Origin of the sequence: Collinsella sp. HCP28S3_G2 (genome assembly GCF_052065125.1) — a bacterium.
GTDB lineage: Bacteria > Actinomycetota > Coriobacteriia > Coriobacteriales > Coriobacteriaceae > Collinsella.
On sequence record NZ_JBQHUO010000002.1, the window covers coordinates 121,610 to 140,256 of the forward strand.

General features: G+C 59.9%; 12 protein-coding genes. 6 read left to right on the top strand and 6 right to left on the bottom strand.

Features of this window, described 5'->3' with window-relative positions; translation table 11 throughout:
* Positions 1-41: 41 nt before the first annotated feature.
* Entirely contained in the window at positions 42-6,536 is a 6,495-nt protein-coding gene (locus tag ACTNB2_RS02280) for an InlB B-repeat-containing protein (protein WP_441044677.1), read from the top strand.
* Positions 6,537-6,545: 9 nt separating this feature from the next.
* Positions 6,546-7,436 (top strand): DUF4430 domain-containing protein, encoded by an 891-nt coding sequence (locus tag ACTNB2_RS02285; protein ID WP_441041930.1) that lies wholly within the window; start codon positions 6,546-6,548, stop codon positions 7,434-7,436.
* Positions 7,437-8,022: 586 nt separating this feature from the next.
* On the opposite strand, the gene ACTNB2_RS02290 is transcribed toward ACTNB2_RS02285, so the two are convergent.
* The 3 genes from ACTNB2_RS02290 to ACTNB2_RS02300 form a co-directional block, all read right to left on the bottom strand.
* The gene (locus ACTNB2_RS02290; RefSeq protein WP_370450581.1) at positions 8,023-8,430 is read right to left on the bottom strand and encodes a GtrA family protein; all 408 of its coding nucleotides are present in this window, start codon (positions 8,428-8,430) and stop codon (positions 8,023-8,025) included.
* Between the two features lie 219 nt (positions 8,431-8,649).
* Complete coding sequence (locus ACTNB2_RS02295) at positions 8,650-9,045, bottom strand: GtrA family protein (protein WP_441041932.1); 396 nt, start codon at positions 9,043-9,045, stop codon at positions 8,650-8,652.
* Between the two features lie 78 nt (positions 9,046-9,123).
* Complete coding sequence (locus tag ACTNB2_RS02300) at positions 9,124-11,040, bottom strand: fructose-1,6-bisphosphatase (protein WP_441041934.1); 1,917 nt, start codon at positions 11,038-11,040, stop codon at positions 9,124-9,126.
* A gap of 318 nt (positions 11,041-11,358) precedes the next feature.
* Between ACTNB2_RS02300 and ACTNB2_RS02305 the strand changes: the two genes are divergently transcribed.
* Positions 11,359-12,249, top strand: coding sequence for a DegV family protein (locus ACTNB2_RS02305; RefSeq protein ID WP_441041936.1), 891 nt, complete (start codon positions 11,359-11,361; stop codon positions 12,247-12,249).
* A 106-nt stretch (positions 12,250-12,355) separates the two neighbouring features.
* Here ACTNB2_RS02305 and ACTNB2_RS02310 read toward each other — a convergent pair whose 3' ends face one another.
* On the bottom strand, positions 12,356-13,447 hold the full coding sequence (locus ACTNB2_RS02310) for a hypothetical protein (protein ID WP_427728970.1): 1,092 nt from the start codon (positions 13,445-13,447) through the stop codon (positions 12,356-12,358).
* 191 nt (positions 13,448-13,638) lie between these two features.
* Between ACTNB2_RS02310 and ACTNB2_RS02315 the strand changes: the two genes are divergently transcribed.
* A complete protein-coding gene (locus tag ACTNB2_RS02315; RefSeq protein WP_441041938.1) occupies positions 13,639-13,809 on the top strand; it encodes a hypothetical protein in 171 nt (56 codons plus the stop codon).
* A gap of 21 nt (positions 13,810-13,830) precedes the next feature.
* Here the strand turns inward: ACTNB2_RS02315 and ACTNB2_RS02320 are convergent, their stop codons facing one another.
* Positions 13,831-14,934, bottom strand: a complete 1,104-nt coding sequence (locus ACTNB2_RS02320) for an RsmB/NOP family class I SAM-dependent RNA methyltransferase (protein WP_441041940.1) — start codon at positions 14,932-14,934, stop codon at positions 13,831-13,833.
* A gap of 151 nt (positions 14,935-15,085) precedes the next feature.
* Positions 15,086-17,236 (bottom strand): methionine--tRNA ligase, encoded by a 2,151-nt coding sequence (locus ACTNB2_RS02325; RefSeq protein ID WP_441041942.1) that lies wholly within the window; start codon positions 17,234-17,236, stop codon positions 15,086-15,088.
* Between the two features lie 132 nt (positions 17,237-17,368).
* Here ACTNB2_RS02325 and ACTNB2_RS02330 point away from each other — a divergent pair, with 132 nt between their 5' ends.
* Complete coding sequence (locus tag ACTNB2_RS02330; protein ID WP_441041944.1) at positions 17,369-17,938, top strand: DUF3267 domain-containing protein; 570 nt, start codon at positions 17,369-17,371, stop codon at positions 17,936-17,938.
* A gap of 129 nt (positions 17,939-18,067) precedes the next feature.
* Positions 18,068-18,643: an epoxyqueuosine reductase QueH gene (locus ACTNB2_RS02335; protein WP_441041946.1), complete on the top strand. Its 576-nt coding sequence runs from the start codon at positions 18,068-18,070 to the stop codon at positions 18,641-18,643.
* The last annotated feature ends 4 nt before the right edge of the window (positions 18,644-18,647 follow it).

Sequence of the window (18,647 nt, forward strand, 5' to 3'; positions counted from 1 at the left end):
AGCCGCTGGGCAATGCTCCAAGTGCAGACAGTAGGAGACAAATGGATATGTTTGAGGACGAGCGCCAGCGCGCCTCGTGGCGTCGTCATGGAGCGATTGCCCGCGGCATGGCCAAGCGCGGTCTGGTGGCGTTCCTGGCTTTTGCCATGGCTTTTGGCACCACACCGGCGCAACTTTGGGCCGAGGGCGCCGAGGGCATTGCCGAGGCCGTGGCTCAGGCTGCGACGGGCGGCGAGGGCGCGGCGGCCGAAGGCGGCGCGAACAGCGCGGCGGCGAACGCTGCTGCCGATGGCGCCGACGCTGATCAGGGTGCAACTGCGAGTGCCGCGAATGGCGATGACACCGCTGCAGACAACGCGACTGAGTCCGAGAGCTCTCCCGCGGTGCCTGCTGCTTCGGATCAAAAGAACGCCGTTGCCGCTGCGTCCGCCACGACGCTTTCCAGCGAGGCCAAGGTCTTCATCCAGGATTCCAAGGATGAGGGCAACTCGTATTCCACGAAGTCGGGCGCGCTCAGCGCGGGCGATACGCTCTGGGCAAATATGTACGATGAGGTCGAGGACGACTGGTACGGCACTTCGACTGAGTCCGTTGCCAATCCCGGCACCTGGACTTACACCTGGCTCGCCGGCACGACCAGGGCCAGCAGCAATGTCGCCGACTACACCGAGGTCGTAGGCCACGAGCAGTCGCTCACCGTCACCGCCGCGATGGAAGGCAAATACTTCATCTGCAAGGTAACGGTTGATGGCAAGGATTACTTCGGCCCCTCGGTTTCGTACGGCTCGGGTATCAATGCCAACAACATCCCCGGTCCCGTGCTGGGCGCCGGTCAGATGGAGCTTAACAGCGTCAAGCTGAATAGCGACACGCCGAGCATAGGCGATACCCTGACGGCGACTCCGTACATAAGCTATTATCAGCAAGCCCCCGCCGACGCCAAGGTTGCCTACACGTGGTCCGCTTCTACCTCGCAGTACTCGGGCTTTACCAAGATCGAGGGCGAGACGGGCGCTTCCCTCACGGTAACCGACGACCTTGAGGGCAAGTACATCAGGGTTGAGGCCAACGCTGGCGTCAACACGGTGAACAAGACCACTTCCAGCAAGGTCAAGCAGGCCGGTGCGGTTGAGATTTCGGCCGTGTCCATCGTTAACACCAAGGACAACACGAGCGTCTTTGCGGTGGGGGATACCGCTAAGGCCCGCGCCAAGGAGAAGGGCGGCGCGTACGGCGCGTTCGTCGACGCGAGCAAGCTCAACTTCCAGTGGCAGAGCTCTGACACTAAGAGTGGCACGTATACCGACATTGCGGGCGCCACGGGTGAGACCCTCGAGCTTACCGACGCTTTGGGTGGTAAGTACCTCAAGTGCAAGGTGTCCTCGAAGATCGGCTCTTCGAGCTTGACCAACTCGACGGGCGCTCTCGTCGCTGCTGCTGGTTCAATTAATGTCACGAGCGTGACTATGAGCCCGACTTCGGGCAAAGTCGAGGTCGGTTCCACGATTACGGCGACCGCCAAGGCGGGCTCCACCGACGTTACCTCCGACTCGCATGTCACGTGGCAGTGGTACAAGGGCAAGTCGAATACCGCCAGCTCGTGTAACACGCCTATCGAGGGTGAGACCGGTAACACCCTGACGGTGACCGCCGCCCTTAAGGGTTGGTACGTCGTGGCCAAGGCCAACGGCGGCTATGGCGAGCAGAAGCCGTACTATGCGGCGGGTCCTGTCTCCGTCGCTGGCCAAGTTGAGCTTTACGACGTGCAGTTCGAGGGCTCTCCCGCCACCAACGGCGTACGTGTGGGTGATACGCTCAAGACTAAGGTGCGCAAAAAGGACGGCTCCAACTATCATTATATCGACCGCACCGATAATGTGACCTACCAGTGGCAGTATGCAAACAGCAGCTCGAGCTACGACTCCGCCTATACCGATATCCCCGGTGCTACCGAGGCGACCTATACCGTTGACGCCGCCTATGCTGGCAAGTACCTGCGCGTGAAGGTTACGAGCGAAAATACCGTCTCCAGCACGCAGAAGAAGAGCTCCTACGGCGGCACGCAGTCCGTTGCCCCGCTCGGCCCCGTGACGCTTAAGGGTCAGTACAAGCTGGCGGGCATTGAGCTTGCCGATAAGAACGTTACGCTGAGCGTGGGTTCAAAGATCACGCCGAGCGTGCAGGTTCCGGGCAGCTGGTCGGGCTCGACGAAGGACGTGCCCGACGATGCCGATCTCACCATGGCGTGGTATGCCAAGGGCGAGGGCGATGCCGATTGGACAGAGCTCACCGACGGCATCGATACGACCGACGGCAGCCTGACTCTTACGGATGCACTTGTCGGCAAGAGGATCAAGGTCACGGCGAACGCTCTCGACAACACGGTTGAATGGGTTTCGTCGGACAGCGTTACCGCGGCGGGGAAGTATAACCTGCTGCGCGTGACCACTACGCCGCAGATCAATAGCGATTCGACCCATCTCGTCTCGGGAGATAGCGTTAAGGCGACGGCGCAGGCTAAGCGCGCCGACGGTTCGGCCACCAACGGTATCGACGTCACCGGTCAGGCGACTGTTGCCTGGTATGCGGCGGACGATGCGAAGGCTCCGGAGGCCGACTGGACGCTGCTGTCTGATATGTCGGGCGCCGAGGCGACTGTCTCGGCTTCTGCCGCGGGCAAGTATCTGAAGGCTGTCGCCACGAGCGGCAGCTCGACGGTCGAGCTCGTCTCTGCCAACCCCGTGATCGCCGCAGGCTCTCTTGAGGCCGCAGTTCAAAAGCTCAACGATTCCAATAAGCAGATCTCCGTTGATTACAGCGCTAAGGGCGGCAACGTTAACGACGCGCTGAAGGCGCAGCTTGCCGATCTGGGATTTACCGACGTTGACGTTAAGGTCTCCGAGGGTGGCGTGCTCTTTAAGGCCGAGGATGCTAAGGCCACGGTCGGCATCTCCGACGCCCAGGATAAGACCAACGGCGATGTGACGTTCTTCTACATCGACCCCAACGACTACACCGGTTACAACATCGACGGTCTGCGTAGCGCCGATGTGGTGTTTGAGCTGTCGCGCGATGGCAAGACTGAGCCTTACCAGCCCAACAAGTCGGTACAGGTTGCTTGGGACGAGGCTAAGCTGCAAGACCTTCTTGACAGTGCTGCCGAATCCCTGCAGATTGGCTATGCGGCGGGTGAGTCCGCCGATGGCGTGACCCAAAATGTCACGCTTCCGCACAAGGCGGGTTCCGCAAAGAAATTCTCTGTTGAATGGACAAGCTCCGACACCGAGCGCCTGTCTGTTTCTGGTGTTAGCTGGGAAGATAAGACGGGTAAGGTCTCGCGCGCATCGAGCGACCGAGACGTGACGCTGACCGCCAAGGTTACGGTTACGAATGGCGACATCAAGCTTGCCGGATCGCACGACTTCACGGTGACCGTCAAGGGCGATCCCGAGAAGGTTGCCGCCGACAAGAAGGCACTGCAGGCGAAGGTCGATGGGGCCTTTATCTACGACAATATCAAGTATTCCGGCACCGACACGGTTGCCGATAAGGGCGGCCTGACCGCCGACCTGCAGATGCCGCGCACGAGCACGCTCGGCGTGGACGGCAAGTACTACAAGGTCGAGTACTCCGCCAGCACCGATGACATTACGTTTAATGGTTACAAGGGCACGGTCTATCAGCCGCTGCCTGGCACCGAGGCAGCGAAGACCAAGATTACCCTTACGGTGACCGATAAGTCTAACGCCGAAGTTACGGCCAGCAGGACCCTCGACTTCGCGATTTCTCCGCAGAATCAGGACGAGCTCAATGCCGAGTTGTTCCACCTTAGCCTTGCGAAGTCTTCGTTCTACTTGGGTATTCTTGATGGCCAAAATGCCTCCAGCGTGACGGGCAACCTGCATGCACCGCTTAAGGTGTATGGCCAAGGACTCGGCGTTAACTGGTGCTATTCCACCGAAGAGGCTGCGGGACATTACGGCTTCGTGTTCAGCGAGCTCCCCGGCGGCACGGAGAACACCTATCGTTTGCTCAAGTCGAGCAAACCGAGGGTTATCGCGCATGAGAATCTTATCCTCACTCAGCCCGAATACAACACGAAAGTCACGATTAGCGGCCGTCTGAAGAGTGAGCGTTTTGCCCGTTATGCCGAGCGCTATCCCGACAATTCGGACTACGCGGTGCTTGCCGGCTTGGATGTTTCTGCGACGGTAAACGTCAAGGGAACGACGGGGCTCGACAACCCGAACGAGGGCAAGACCATTACGGTGACGGCCAAGGTCACGGGCGTCTCCGCAAGTGATGCCGACGGCAACTACACCGAGCAATCGGTGGTGCCCTTGACCGAGCTTACGCTTCCCGCCGACGATGACACGACGGCCGAGTCGGTACTCGAGCAGCTTATGACGGCTGCCGGTTGTACGAACCTTGAGGCAAACGCCTTGGGTCTTACGAGTGCGACGATGCCCGATGGCCGCGTGCTGGGCACAACGAGCGCCGCGCCTTACAGCTTCTGGTCGTTTTACGTAAACAATGGGTTTGCGAACTTCGGCGCCTCGAGCTATTGCCTTAAGAACGGCGATTGCGTCGAGTTCCGTTACGTTAAGGGTGATGGCATACAGAAGCCTTCGTCGGCGCCTGCCACCAATCCTGGGGCTGAGCATCCCGATGTCGATACGGCATGGAATGGCTTTGCGAACGGTGGCTCGGGATCCGCAACGGATGCCCTTACGCCTACGACAAAGACCGATACGCCTTCCTGGGCGCTCAACCTTTTAACCGAAGAGCAGCAGAAGGCAGGCGCAAGCGCCTCTGCGTCTGACCCCATTGTCGCGAATGGAAAGGTGTACCTTGTCACGGGCGCTTCGGTGTGGAATGGAAAGACGTGGAATGCGGTCCTCAACGAGGTTGATCCCGAGACGGGTTCCGTCGTGCGATCGCTTGAACTTGGCTCTTCCATGGATAGTACCTGCCGTCCCGTTATTGCTCAGGGTATCATCCTGATTCCGCTTTCCGGTGGCTATCTGCAGGCTGTTTCGGCGAAAACGTTTGAGACGCTTTGGTATTCCGATGCGTTTACGAACCAGAACCTGTCTTCGCTGACCGTTGACGGCGATTATGTCTATATCAATACCCTTGATTATTGGTCCGGCAATGACGTGCAAAACGGTACGGTCAGGCGCATCAATATTCATACGGGTGCAGTTGCCGGCAGTGCTTCTGTCACCGATGGCGGCTTCTACTGGTCTGGTGGTCTGATGGTCAACGGCTACTACGTTGTCGGCAGCGACTTCGGCCAGGTGCGCGTGTATTCTGCCGATCTGTCAAAGCTTGTTGGTTCGATTAAGCTATCTGGTGGCAATATCCGTTCGGCGCTTGTCCTTCATGACGGCTTTGTATATGCGGTCACGCGCGACGATGGTACGTTGCACAAGCTGACTATTGGTTCGGATGGCTCTATTACCGAGGCCGGGAAGGTGCAGTTTGCCCCATACTCGACTTCAACGCCCGTGTTTAGCGGCAAATATGCCTTTATTTGCGGTGCGACTGCGAACAATTGGAAGGCTAAGGGCCTGCTGTCGATCATCGATCTTTCTGATATGAGCGTGAGGCAGATTACGAAAGCCGATGGCGAAGAGCTCGGCTTTGAATCGAAGAGCACGCCGCTCGTCTCCACGCGCGATGGTGAAACATATGTGTACTTCACCCTAAATGGCGCCAAGGGAAACTGGCCTAACTACACTTCGGGCGGCGGCGTGTATATGTACAAGCTGGGCGATGCCGAGGCGACCGAAGTGTTTGTTCCCGGTTCTGGTTATGCAAACTACTGCATGGCGTCGGTTGTCTGCGACGAGTTCGGCAACCTTTACTACACGAACGACTCAGGTCACTTGTTCTGTGTGAAGTCCCAGGCCCATCGCGTTAAGTTTGATGCTCGGGGCGGCTCTGCGACTGGCGATCAGACGCCTGCTTCTGGCTCGACCGTCACCAAACCGGCCGATCCGACGCGTGAGGGCTACACCTTTGGTGGCTGGTATACCGATGAGGCTTGCACAAAGGCGTATGACTTTAGCGCTGCGGTGACGGCCGATATGACGCTCTACGCCAAGTGGACCAAGAATGCCGTTACCCCTGGCGGCAACGGTGACTCTGGCTCCAATAGCGGCAATGGCGGCTCGGGTAATGCCGGTGCTGGTTCTGGCTCCGGTAACGGCACAAACGGCCAGCAGAGCGGCGGCGCTGTTTCGCCTGGGCAGAAGCCGGTGTCGTCGACCACGACCGAGACCAAGGACGGCAAGGATTCCAAGAAGGATTCCGACAAGTCCGACAAGAAGGACAGCAAGAAGTCTGATAAGAAGTCCGGCAAGTCCAGCACCAAGTCCGATACGGGCTCGGCTGCCGCGACTACCGCTAAGAAGTCCGCTGAGGCTCCGGCACAGCAGTCTGGCTTCAACCCGCTCGCCATTGTCGGCGTAGCGGCCGGCGTGATCGGGCTTGCGGTCATTGGCGTGTTCGTGTTTACCAAGCGCCGGTAGGTGAGAGCCGTGTCCAATAAACCTCAGGATGCCGACTCCAAGCAACCCGACTCGTCGTTCATTCAGCTCGACGATGCTAAGCAAAAGGGCGCCGCTTCGGCGGTGTCCGCCCCTCGGCGCAAGGCGCTACTTGGCTCTCTGACGGCCGTCTGCATCGCGCTGATTGTCGTCTCGCTGGGCTTTGTTCACCCTTCCGCCAGCGGTGCCTGGTCCATCGATTGGATCGCTCGGGCCGTGGCGGGGAGGAGCGTTGCCGACTCTGGCTCTATCGCCTCTCGCAAGACGGAGACAGTGGGCTCCTCGTCTTCTGACGCTGTGGACTCCGAGTCCAAGAACTCGAATGAATCGGATTCCAAGGACGCTTCCGAGTCTTCGGACGAGAAGTCTGACAAGGATTCGAAAGAGAAGAAGTCCGAAGGCAAGGGCGGCAAGAAGTCCAACAACGCGTCTGCCGGACAGGGCTCCGAATCCGCTGGTGGATCGAGTTCTTCAAACGGCTCCTCTTCGGGCGGCGGCTCGGTGTCTGACGGTGGGTCTGTATCCAACGGCGACAGCGCCTCTGCTGGCAATCAGGGCGGCTCGCAGCAGCCTGGCTACATTACTGTGACGGTCTCTGTGACGTCGAGTGCCGTGGGTAACCCGGTGTCTTCTGGCGGTACGTTCACCTTCAACGAGGGCGCTACCCCCTACGATGCTTTGTGTGCACTGGGCCTTTCCGTCAATGCGCACGGCTCATCGTACGGCACGTATGTCGCCGCTATCGGTGGTTTGGCCGAGAAGGAGCACGGTGGTACAAGCGGCTGGATGTACTCTGTCAACGGCGTAACGCCCAACACGGCGTGCAGCAACTACGTTCTCTCCAATGGCGACAGCGTGGTCTGGTATTACGTAACGGGCTAAATGCCTCGACATAACACGCCAAACGGGCGGTTCGGACCAACATCCGAGCCGCCCGCTTTTATGCGAATGGGACGTCGTTTCCCAATCGAGGCTCAACCGGAAATCACATCCCACCCTGAAGGTGAATTCCGGGACACAGTTTCCGCATCAGCATCCATTGGGAAAGCGCATCTCGTTCTAGACATCGATAACGGGATGCGCTTTCCGTTTTGGCGTCCGCGGGAAACTGCGTCCCGGAATCCGCGCTCAGACCGGGATACGGTTTCCCGATGGGGCGGGTTTCGGAAAGCGTGTCCCGCTCTGGGGGCTCATTCCGGGATGGATTTTCCGCATGGGGGCTCATCTGGAAACTGCGTCCCGTTCTGTTGACTGATTCCGGGACGCAATTTCCGCTAGGACGGCGTTGCGGAAGCTGCATCCCATTCTGAGGCTGCAATCTGGGATACACTTTCCGGAACGGCGTTCATGGGGAAACTGCGTCCCATTCATGCACCGTAGCCCGCCTTCCTCGGCAGACTCTGCAAACAAAAAACCGGCTGGAATGGGAATTCCAACCGGTTGCGAATGCAAGGGTATGTTTGGCCGTCTACGACCGTGCGCCTTCGAGGAAAAAGCGACGGCTAAAGTAGTTGTACCAGGTGACCAGGAACGTGGCGATGGCCTTCATGGCCTGGTAGCCGATGCTCAAAAACGTGACGCCCACAAACATGTACAGGTCGTTGAGGCCCAGACCGATCACCGACAGGATGGTAAAGATCGTGAACTCGCGCTTACGGCTCATGCCCTCGCGATGGTCGAACACGTACTTCATGCTGAGCCAGTAGTTAACCACGACGGACGTGGTAAACGAGACCGTCGTGCTCATCAAAAAGTCGAGGTGGAACAGCTCGACGAGCGCAATAAGCATGCCCCAGTCGACGCCAAAGGAGATAAGGCCCACGACAGCGAACTTGAGGAACTGCTTGGTATGAGGTTGTGCCAGCGCGTTGCGCACGTAATCACATCCAATGCGTTGATGAATCGAGCAACGAGATACTTTAGAGCTTTTGCATGGCAAACGTAAGGTCTTTGGCAAGAACTATACGAACTCGCCAAATATTCAAGAGGTAATCCGCAAACGCTGCAAATCTTCCCGTAAACGAGCAAGGCTCAGGCAACGCTGCGCCTGACGCGCGTCATCCGCAGGTCCCTGTGGTGCAACGAGGAAGCCGACCTATTTGGTCTGCTCGCCCTCTAGGAAGATCTTTCGCGTTACAAAGTTGTAGACCATGACGAGTGCGGTAGCGCAAATCTTGGCGATATTGGCCTCGAGGCCCAGGCCGGCGTTGAGGACAAGCACGATGCCGTCGTTGAGCGCCAGGCCAATAACGGATAGCACGACAAAGATGATGAACTCGCGGCGGCGGCTCATGCCTTCCTTGTGTGCAAACACGTACTTCATGCTCGCGACGTAGTTAAAGATGAGCGAGACGATAAAACCGCTGGTGTTGGCGATCAAGATGTTGAGGCCCAGGCCGTAGTGGAGCAGATTCATGATGCCAAAGTCGATGACGGTGGCAACGACGCCGACGACGCCAAACTTTATGATCTGCGCAAGGAGCTTTTGCATGGTACCTGCCTTAGGGTGGCGCCGGGGCGCCGCGGGGATGACAAACCCAGCAAGTTTAACCAATCCCCGCAGGCGGGGCTAGGCGCGCTCCTCGATAGCACCGTTTCTATATGCATCGAGGAGCTGGCGCAGGTCTTGGATCTGACTGCGAATCTTGACGCCGGTATCGGTGTCGCTCACCATGCGGCGCCGGTCGGCCTCGTCAAAGCGGTTGGTCTCGCTCTCGATATCGATGTTGCGGGTGAGCGCCTCGGCAACGCTGGTAAAGGCCTGGTGCGACTTGAGGCGGCATCCGCGCGAGCTCGAGATGAGCGTGTAACCGGCGATGCCCGTTTTGGGGTGGTAGGCGCGACAGAAACCGCCGTCGATTACCAGCAACTTTCCGTTGGCACGGATGGGCTGCTCGCCCTTGGTGGTCTTGACGGGCGTATGGCCGTTGATGATATGGCCCGTCGGCGAGCAGGCCATGGGGGCGACGCCAAACTCGCGCATGATGTCGTCGCAAACGGACGAGGACGTGGTGAGCGTGTAGTACGGGTCCATCGGCTCGACCCACGTGCTCTTGTCGGCAATGTAGGCGCGCTCGAAGGTGCGCACCACGCGTCCGCTGGCGGGTGAGTTAAAGCCGATCCACAGGTACCACATCCAGTCGAGGGCATCGCGGTCGCCGACGCGCCAGGCGCGACGGGCGATATAGTCGCAAAAATCAAAATAATCGCGGCCGGCGTGCCAGGTACCCAGGCAGTTCATGCTGCTAAAGGTGCCGTCTTCATTGAGCGGTACGCAGCCGTGGAACAGCAGATTGCCGTTGGCGACCTTATACATGGAGCCGTGGGTATAGAGGAAATCGATGTGGCGATGCAGATGATCGGCGGTGACAAACTCGGACACGAGCTTGTCTATGATGTGCTGTTCCTCGGGCGTGAGCGTGTAGGGGTCTGCCGGATTGACGGTGGGGAAGTCGTTAGTCGTGAGCGGCCACACACTGCCGTCGGCGAGGGCGACCGTGCCGGTGTCGTGATCGACCTTGTCGAGCAGTAGACGGTCGGCCATGTCGAACTCGGGGTGGCGCTGGATAATCTGGCCCTCGAGCTTAAAGAGCAGAACGTTGATGGCTTTGATGAGCGGGCTGATGGGCTCGCCGGCGGTATAGGTAGCGTTGGCAAAGGCGACAAGCTCGCGCAGCGAGATGCCGTAGTCGTTCTCAAGAATCTCGTAGTTGTCGTAGCGCAGGTTGTTGCGTAGCACCGTGGCGATGCAGGCGGGCTCGCCGGCAGCGGCGCCCATCCACAGCAGATCGTGGTTGCCCCACTGAATATCGAGCGAATGATAGGTGAGCAGGCGGTCCATAATCTTGGCCGCGCCGCCGCCGCGGTCGAAGATGTCGCCCACCAAGTGCAGGTGGTCCACGGCGAGGCGCTTGATGAGCGAGGCGAGCGACTCGATAAAGTCGTCGGCGCTGGCGGTCTCCAAGATGGATTCGATAATGCGCTCGTGATAACGAACGCGGTAGTTGTTCTCGTCCGGATGCGTGTGCAGCAGCTCGTCGATGATGTAGGCGTAATCGCGCGGGATGGCCTTACGTACCTTGGAGCGGGTGTAGCGGCTCGAAAGCGAGCGGGCAACCACAATGAGCTGGTTGAGCATGGTCTTGTACCAGGTGGGCGAGTCCTCGTGCCGGCTGCGGACCAGGTCGATCTTCTCGCGCGGGTAGTAGATGAGCGTGCACAGCTCGCCCTTTTCGTTAAAGGAGAGCGTGTCGCCAAAGATTTCGTCGACATGCTCGCGCACGACGCCCGAGCAGTTGTTGAGGATGTGCATAAAGGCTTCGTACTCGCCATGCACATCGCTCATAAAATGCTCGGTGCCCTTGGGCAGGTTGAGGATGGCCGAGAGGTTGATGATCTCGGTGAATGCGGATTGCTCGGTGGGGAATTGTCTCGACAGCAGGCGCAGATACTTGAAGTCTTGCGGATTGCGATCGAATGCGACCATGAAACACCTTCCGATGTGGTTGGTAAAACTGATAAACAGCGCCAAACGTTTATCAGTATGCGCTGCTTTTGTTTCGATTGGGGTTAGGAGATTGAATTGTTGGCCGAACGGTTTGCTAAATCGATTTAGTCAAGGTAGATATGGCGGTTGAGTGGAGACGTAGGGTCATTTTTGCAGGCGCATACCTCCGGGATCGCTAGAGATGATGACGGTAAAGATGTTCACTACCTTTGGTTCAATTTGGTAAATAACGGGCATTTGTACCGTATTCCCGCTTGCTGTGCGATAATTTGCGCAGCAATGAGTGAGGAGCCTCATATGAGTGATTTTGTCCTGACCTGTGAATCCGCCGCCGATCGAACCCGTGAGTTCTTTGCGTCGCGCAATATTCCTGTCGCGTGTTTTCATTACGAGATCGACGATGTTGTCTATACGGATGATCTGTATCAGTCGATTACGCCGGACGAGTTTTTTGCTCAGATTGCCGCGGGCGCCATGCCCAAGACGTCTCAGGTGAGCGTGGGTGAGTACGAGGAGTTTTGGGAGCCGTTTATTGTCGAGGGTAAAGACGTGCTGCACCTGACGTTATCGTCGGGTATTTCGGGCACGTATGGATCGGCCTGCGTTGCGGCGCAGATGCTCGCGGATCGCTATCCCCAGGGCGGCAAGGTGCGCGTCATCGATTCGCTGGCGGCGTCTTCGGGCCTTGGCCTGCTGGCGGAATGTGCCGCCGACGTTCGCGATGGCGGCGCTTCGCTCGACGAGACGGCCGCTTGGATTGAGGAGCATAAACTCAACCTTCACCACTGGTTCTTCTCGACCGATCTGTCGAGCTACCTGCGCGGCGGTCGCATTTCGGCTGCGAGCGCGATTATCGGCACGGCACTCAAGATTTGCCCGCTTATGACGGTCGATTGCGAAGGTGAGCTGGCGCCGCGTGAGAAGATTCGCACCAAGAAGCGTGCGATTTCCGAGATGGCTAAGACCATGATGGCACACGTGCAGGGCGGTGCGGATTATTCGGGTAAGTGCATCATGTCGCACTCGGCGTGTCGCGAGGATGCCGAGGCAGTTGCGGCGCTGATCGAGGAACAGGTTCCGCAGCTTAAAGGTAAGATTGAGATTAATGACATCGGTGCTCTGATTGGCTCGCATACCGGACCTGGTACGGTGGCGCTCTTCTTTATGGGCGACAAGCGCGTGGACTAACGTTTGTGGGCTGGCTGACGGTTTTAACGGCTACGCCTGTCCTCCTGACATTTGATAACAGAAAAAGGCCCGTCCCGTTGTTTGCGGGGCGGGCCAAGATGTTTTGCTAGCGTTTCTTTCCGCGGAAGAAGAAACCGTGTAGCGAGGGCTTGAGTCCGCGGTTGGCACGACGCTCCTCGATATGATCGTGGATCGAGGCGACGCGTTCGATGACCTCGTCGGGAATCGGCACGTCGGGATTCATGTTCTCGACCTGGCTGACCTCGGCGGCGGCGACCTGGTCGATAATGGGCACATCGTCGCGCGAGATGACAGGCGTGGCGTCTTCCTTCATCTTGCGGTAGCGCTCCATCATGTCGGTTTGCAGCTGCTGGGCCGAAGGCGGCGTCCAGATGATAGCGTTGGCGCCGGCGGCGATGGTTTCGCGGATGCTCTCGGGCGTCTTGCCACCCGGTGCGATGAGCGGCAGGCTGGGATAGTGCTCTCGCAGCTCGCGTAGGACCTGGGGTGTGTTTTTGCCGGCGGCGATGTTGAGGATCTTGGCCCCGGCGCGCACCTTGGCGTGGGCATCGTCATCGCAGCGAACGACCGTGGCGATGACGGGGATGTCGGCGATGTTGGTGATGTGCTCGACCATCTCGGCGGTAGCGGGGGAGTTGACCACGCAGCCCGCCGCGCCTTGCATCTCGGAGACGGCCGCCATCTGCACGGAGCGCTTACCGGTGGTGGTACCGCCGCCAACGCCCACAAAGACCGGGCACTCGGCAACAGTCAGCAGCGCCTGCGTAATGGCGGGCTGCGGCGTGAAGGGGTAGACGGCAAACACGGCGTCGGCATTGGAGTTGCGGATGACCGCCACGTCGGTGGTGTAGATGAGCGATTTGATGCGGCGTCCAAAGAGCGTAAAGCCGCTGGCCTCCTCGATCTCATCGGGCATGCGGAGGGCCGCCTTGCGCAGGCGCCCGTCGATGGGCAGCGGCTCCATGGGCAAGAGGCCGCTGGGGGTTACGGCCACCTGGGGCTCGGTAAATTCGTCCGCAAGCTCAACCTCTGAGAAATCGACCGAGGCGACGATGTCCTCGTGAACCTCGGCGGGAACATCGATGGGGGCTTGGTCGTTCGTCGCGGCGGGCGTGTCGAAGGAGCTGGTGGCGACAAAAGCGTCAACACGCTCGTTCAAATCGTTGAGAGAATCCATTGCGGTCCGTTTCTATAATGTGCGGTCGGCAGCGTGCGACCGGCGCTACGTTGCTAAAACGTTTGACGAGTTGATTTTTCCCCGCCGCGCTATCCGTTAGACCGAAGGGCCGGCGAACGTGAAGGAGCTGTGGTGGCAGGTTTTGAGGTGCTATCTTGGATGTCCCGTATACAAAAGAGAGGTGACGCGGTATGGAAATCTCGACATTATTGGGCTCGATTGGCCTATGCGTGGGCGCAATCGTAGCCGCCGCGGTCATCTACTTTGTGGTTACGGCCATTAAGGGCAAAAAGGCCGAGCGCAAGGAGCGTGAAGCGCTTGCGCGGCATAAGGACCAGCAGGACAAGCGCGCACGGAGATAGCTAGTTGAGTTGGTCCGTGCGCTAACTGCGTTTTCGGATCAGAGCGATGTAGAAGCCCTCAAAGTCGCGGCTGGGCGGGATGGTCAGCGTGCCAGGCATGCCGTTGGCGACGGTCGAGACGTGGCCGGTGGCGATGGCCTCGGTGAGGACGTTGCTCTCGACGCGTGGCTCTTCGCCAGCTTCCTGAGCACGGCGCGTTTCGCTTTCGCTCGGCGTGCCGTCGAGGGGGATGAGCTCGCAGTCCATGTGTTTGTCGAGGGCCTCTTGCAGGGCGTCCTCGTTTTCCTGCGGCAAGATCGAACAAGTCGAATAGACGAGCGTGCCGCCCGGCTTGAGGGCGCCCATGGCGCGGTCCAGAAGCGCGCGCTGCGAGCGGGCGCACTTGCAGAGCAGCTGCTCGGTCAGGCCGCGCAGGCTTTTCTCGTTGCCGCTGATGACAGTGCCCGTGCCGGTGCAGGGGGCGTCGAGCAGGATGCGGTCAAAGCGGAAGAATTCGTCGAGCTCGCGTGCGTCGATGCGCATGACGGGCACGTTTTTGGCGCCCTGGCGGCCCAAGTTGGCCTCGAGCTTTTCGGCGCGGGGAATGCTCATCTCGCAGGCGGTGAGGTGCGCCTGTCCCTGGGTAAGGGCGGCGATCTGCGTCGTCTTGCCGCCGGGGGCCGCGCACATGTCCAGGATATCCTCGCCGGCCTGAGCGCCCAGCACCAAAGGAGGCATCATGGACGACAGGCTCTGCAGGTAGATCATGCCGTTGCGGTAGATGTCGAGATCCCACAGATCGGATACCTGGGCCTCGGGCAGGATGAAAGCGTCCGGGTACCAGGCAACGGTTTGGTGGGCGATGCCGGCTGCGTCGAGCGCGGCGGCGATGTCCTCGGCGGTCGCCTTGAGCGTGTTGGCGCGCAGCGTGACCGGTCGCGTGGCTGCGGCGCCAAAGCCCTCGATCATGAGCTCGGCATCGGCAGGCGCATAGGCGCCGGCGACCGTGTCGACCAGAAAGCGCGGCAGGTCGGCGGCGGAGTGTTGGGCGGCAAGCTGGTCGGAAAGCTCGGTAGCGGCAAACTGCCTAAGCTTGAGCTCGGGCTTAACCTGCTTTTTCTGCTTACGACGACGCGGCTTGGACATCCGTCTTTCCTTCCCATTCCATTAAAAGTAGTCAATTTGGGACGGGGCTATTTTAGCTGCCCGTCCGTTTCGGCAGGCGTTGCAGTTAAATTTGGGACGGGGTAGCTAAAATAGCCCCGTCCCAAATTGACTAGTCTGCCTTGGCGTTTGTCTAGTACTGGCTCTCGTGCTTGCTAAAGAAGTCGAAGCGCGGGGGCAGCGGCTTTACGCGGTGCTCGCCGGGCTTCTCGCCCAGGCTCTCCACAAACTCATCCGTGGAGGCAAAGATGTTGTCCCAGCTAAAGAAGGCGACCGGATCGACGTCGAAGTACTCGCAGATGAGCTCGCAGCCGGCCGGCACAATACCGTGCATGAGCACGGTCGCCACGCGCAGCTCGGTAAAGGCGTCGACCAGTGCCTGCGTCATTGCGGCGTTTGCCTCGCTACCCTCGAGCTTGTTGGCAGCCTTGGAGGCGTCGCTCCAGCGCTTGTTGGCGGCACGCAGGTAGTCGTCGCACACGGCGAGCGCGCGGTGCGTCTCGAACTTGTACATGGCCTGCTCAAAGGCGAGAGCTGCCTGCTCGGCGGCTTCGACCACGGTGGCGGAGGCGGCACCGGCGGGGATGCAGCCGTTGCGGTAGGGGCTCTCGTCGCCCTCCTTGACGGCGACGCCGTAGAAGCAGCTGCGGGCCAGGCGGTTGAACACGCCGGTCAAAAGCGCGCTCTCCTTAAGGGCCGGGTCGATAACGCGCTTGTCGTCGCAGGCGCGTACCTCGTTGCCGTCCTTGTCCTTGCCGGTCACACGCGTGTCGTATGCCTTGGGGCTAAAGCTCACCGGCTTCTCGGACAGGCCGAGCGACAGCCAATGCGCGCGCATCTGCTCGCAGGTGTAGTGGTTGAGCAGGTCGTCTGCCGGCGGGGGAGGCGTCTGTGAGGACGAGCTTGCCTTTTTTCCCATGTAGAGCAGGTGATAGCAGGCGCTGACGGTGCTCTGCGTGAGGTTCCAACCCAGGGCCTCCCACATGGCGGTCTGCGCGATGCAGTAGAAGTAGATGTTGTCCTGACCGATAAACTGGTAGATCTGTGCGTCGTCAGAGCACCACCAGTCGCGCCAGTCGAGCGAGCTGTGCTGGTAGGTGGGTGCGGGGACCTGGGTGGAATCGGCGGCGGGCTCGCCCATAAGGGCGGCGTCCTGGGCGGCGACGCCTTCGGTCACGCCGGCGGCGCGGGCATCGCGGGCGAGCACGGTGCGGGTGTAGCTGATGGGCGCCCACAGGCTCTCGGGCCAGCACCAGCAGGTGACGTCGGAGACGCCATCGACCTGGGGAACCGGAACGCCCCAGTCGATGTTGCCGGTGATGCGGAAGGGCACGAGCGCCTTGCCGCTACGGAAGCGCACGCCGCCGTTGGCGAGCACCGCGTGGGCATCGTCGCGCTCCTTCCAGCTGGGGAAGGTGACGGTAAAGCTGCTCTTGTTGCCCTCGGGCTCCAGCACGGTGTGCTCGGGAAGCCGATCCTCGACGGCATCGAATGCCTCGCGGAACTTATTCTGGATGTAGAGTTGTGCCGGCAGCAGCCACTCTTCCATGGTCTTGGAGACCACGGAGCGAACCTGCGGGTTCTGGGCGAGCTTGGCGGTGTAGGTCTTCATAAAGTCGAGGTAGGCCGGCAGGTCGAAGTAGAGGTTGTCGACCGGGCGCAGCTCGGGCACCTCGCCGGTGAGCTGGCTCTTGGGCGCGATGAGCTCCTCGGGCTCAAACTGGTGGCCCAGGTCGCACTCGTCGGCATAAGCCTTCTCGGACTTGCAACCTTGGATGGGGCAGCGGCCGATGACCTGGCGACCGTTGAGGAACGTGCCGGCCTTGGCGTCGTAGAACTGAAGGGTAGAGCGCTTGGAGATGGTGCCCTGCTCGTGCAGGCGCTCGATAATCTCGGCGGTCACCTTGTTGTGAATCTGCGCCGCCGGCTCAAGGCCCGAGCCGCCGTAGATATCGCAGCTGATGTTGTAGTTGTTGAGGGTCGCGGCCTGACGGGAGTGATTGGACTCGACATACTCGCTAATGGACTTATCGTAGCCCTCGTTCTCCTTGAGCTTGCGGTAGCTCTCCATGATGGGCGAGCCGTAGCAGTCGGTGCCCGAGGTGAAGATGACGTTCTCGCGGCCCAGACGGTCGCGCAGGAAGCGGGCGAAGAAGTCGGCCGGGACAAAGACGCCGCCAACGTGGCCAAAGTGAAGACCCTTGTTGCCATAGGGCTCGCCGGCGGTAACGATGGCGCGGCGAGGCCAGCTGGGACGGTCGTTCATGGAGTATTTGGATGCCATGGGACTCCTTCGCATATGGTGAGAGCGTGGCCGGGCGCAAGGCCTGGCGACGCGGTGGTCAATTCGTGCATATCGTTCGACATTATCGCACATGCGGACGGGTACGTGGCAGGGGCGCTATCCTAAGATGCTATGAATGAGATTTCCAACATACATGCGTTTGAAGACGAGGATTTCCTGCACGCTTGCTTTGTGTGGGGGATGGCCGTGCTTGGCGCATTTGCCGTGTGCCTGGTGCCGGTGTTTATGCTGCTGGGCGGGCCCGCGGACTTGGATGCGGCTGACGCGGGTGGCTGGACGGCCGTCTTGGGCTGGATAGTTGGCTTGGCAGCGGTTTCGGCGGCGTCATTTGCCGTGCACGAGTTGGTGCACGGCGTGTTCTTTAAGCTGCTGGCTCCTGCGGGCGCGCAGGTTACCTTTGGGGCGAACCTCGAGACGTGCATGATTTACGCCTGCGCCGAGGGCGTGGTGTATTCGCGCCGGCGGTACGTGGCAGTTTGTCTGGCGCCGACGGTTGTCGTGACGACAGCGTTTACCCTGGGGTTTGCGTTTTCGGGCTATCCGCTGCTGTGCTACCTGGCAGCCGGCTTGCATTTGTCGGGCTGTGTGGGCGACTGGTATTACGTGCGGACCATTTTGCGCGACCGCCGCATTGTCGCCTGCGAGGACACGTCCTTTGGCGTGCGCTTTTTTGGTCAGTAGTCTTTTTGGGACGGGGCTATTTTGACTACTTTTTGGAGATGGGTATTTTTGACTGCTTTACGTCAAAAGTAGTCAAAATAGCCCCGTCCCAAAAAGACTACCCTGGGCAAAGATTGGGAGGAGATGTCCATGAAGCCGTTGCTGTTGCACGCGTGCTGTGCGCCGTGCTCGCTTGAGCCGGTTCGTCTGCTGCGTGAGGAGGGGTTTGAGCCCACGATTTGCTGGACCAACCCCAATATTCAGCCGCGCGATGAATGGCAGCGCCGTTTGGACGAGCTGCGCCGGTGGTGTGCCGATGGCGACATCGAGCTTATCGAGGCGGGGGAGGACCGCGAGCGCTGGGAGGCCGGCGTGGCCCCGCTGGGCGCCGATCGACCCCGTCGCTGTCGTGCGTGCTATGCCCTGCGCCTGGCCGAGGCATGCCGTGTGGCCCAGGAGTGCGGGTTTGAGTTTGTGGGTACGACGCTCGCCGTCTCGCCGTATCAGTTGTTCGAAACCTGCAATGACGTGCTTGAGCGCTTGGCGGCGGCACATGGGCTCGCCCCGGTCATTCGCGATTTTCGCCCGTATTATCCCGAGGCGACACGCCGTTCGCGCGAGCTGGGCATGTATCGGCAGAACTATTGCGGCTGCCGATTCTCGGCCGTCGAGGCGGCCATGGACCGCGCCCGCATCCGCGACGAGCGCAAAGCGTCCAAAAAGTAGTCCT

Bases quoted from the DNA above. Each gene is read 5' to 3' on its own strand.
- ACTNB2_RS02280 (WP_441044677.1), top strand. From the start codon at position 42: ATGGATATGTTTGAGGACGAGCGCCAGCGCGCCTCGTGGCGTCGTCAT.
- ACTNB2_RS02295 (WP_441041932.1), bottom strand. From the start codon at position 9,045: ATGCAAAAGCTCCTTGCGCAGATCATAAAGTTTGGCGTCGTCGGCGTC.
- ACTNB2_RS02300 (WP_441041934.1), bottom strand. From the start codon at position 11,040: ATGGTCGCATTCGATCGCAATCCGCAAGACTTCAAGTATCTGCGCCTG.
- ACTNB2_RS02305 (WP_441041936.1), top strand. From the start codon at position 11,359: ATGAGTGATTTTGTCCTGACCTGTGAATCCGCCGCCGATCGAACCCGT.
- ACTNB2_RS02310 (WP_427728970.1), bottom strand. From the start codon at position 13,447: ATGGATTCTCTCAACGATTTGAACGAGCGTGTTGACGCTTTTGTCGCC.
- ACTNB2_RS02315 (WP_441041938.1), top strand. From the start codon at position 13,639: ATGGAAATCTCGACATTATTGGGCTCGATTGGCCTATGCGTGGGCGCA.
- ACTNB2_RS02320 (WP_441041940.1), bottom strand. From the start codon at position 14,934: ATGTCCAAGCCGCGTCGTCGTAAGCAGAAAAAGCAGGTTAAGCCCGAG.
- ACTNB2_RS02325 (WP_441041942.1), bottom strand. From the start codon at position 17,236: ATGGCATCCAAATACTCCATGAACGACCGTCCCAGCTGGCCTCGCCGC.
- ACTNB2_RS02330 (WP_441041944.1), top strand. From the start codon at position 17,369: ATGAATGAGATTTCCAACATACATGCGTTTGAAGACGAGGATTTCCTG.
- ACTNB2_RS02335 (WP_441041946.1), top strand. From the start codon at position 18,068: ATGAAGCCGTTGCTGTTGCACGCGTGCTGTGCGCCGTGCTCGCTTGAG.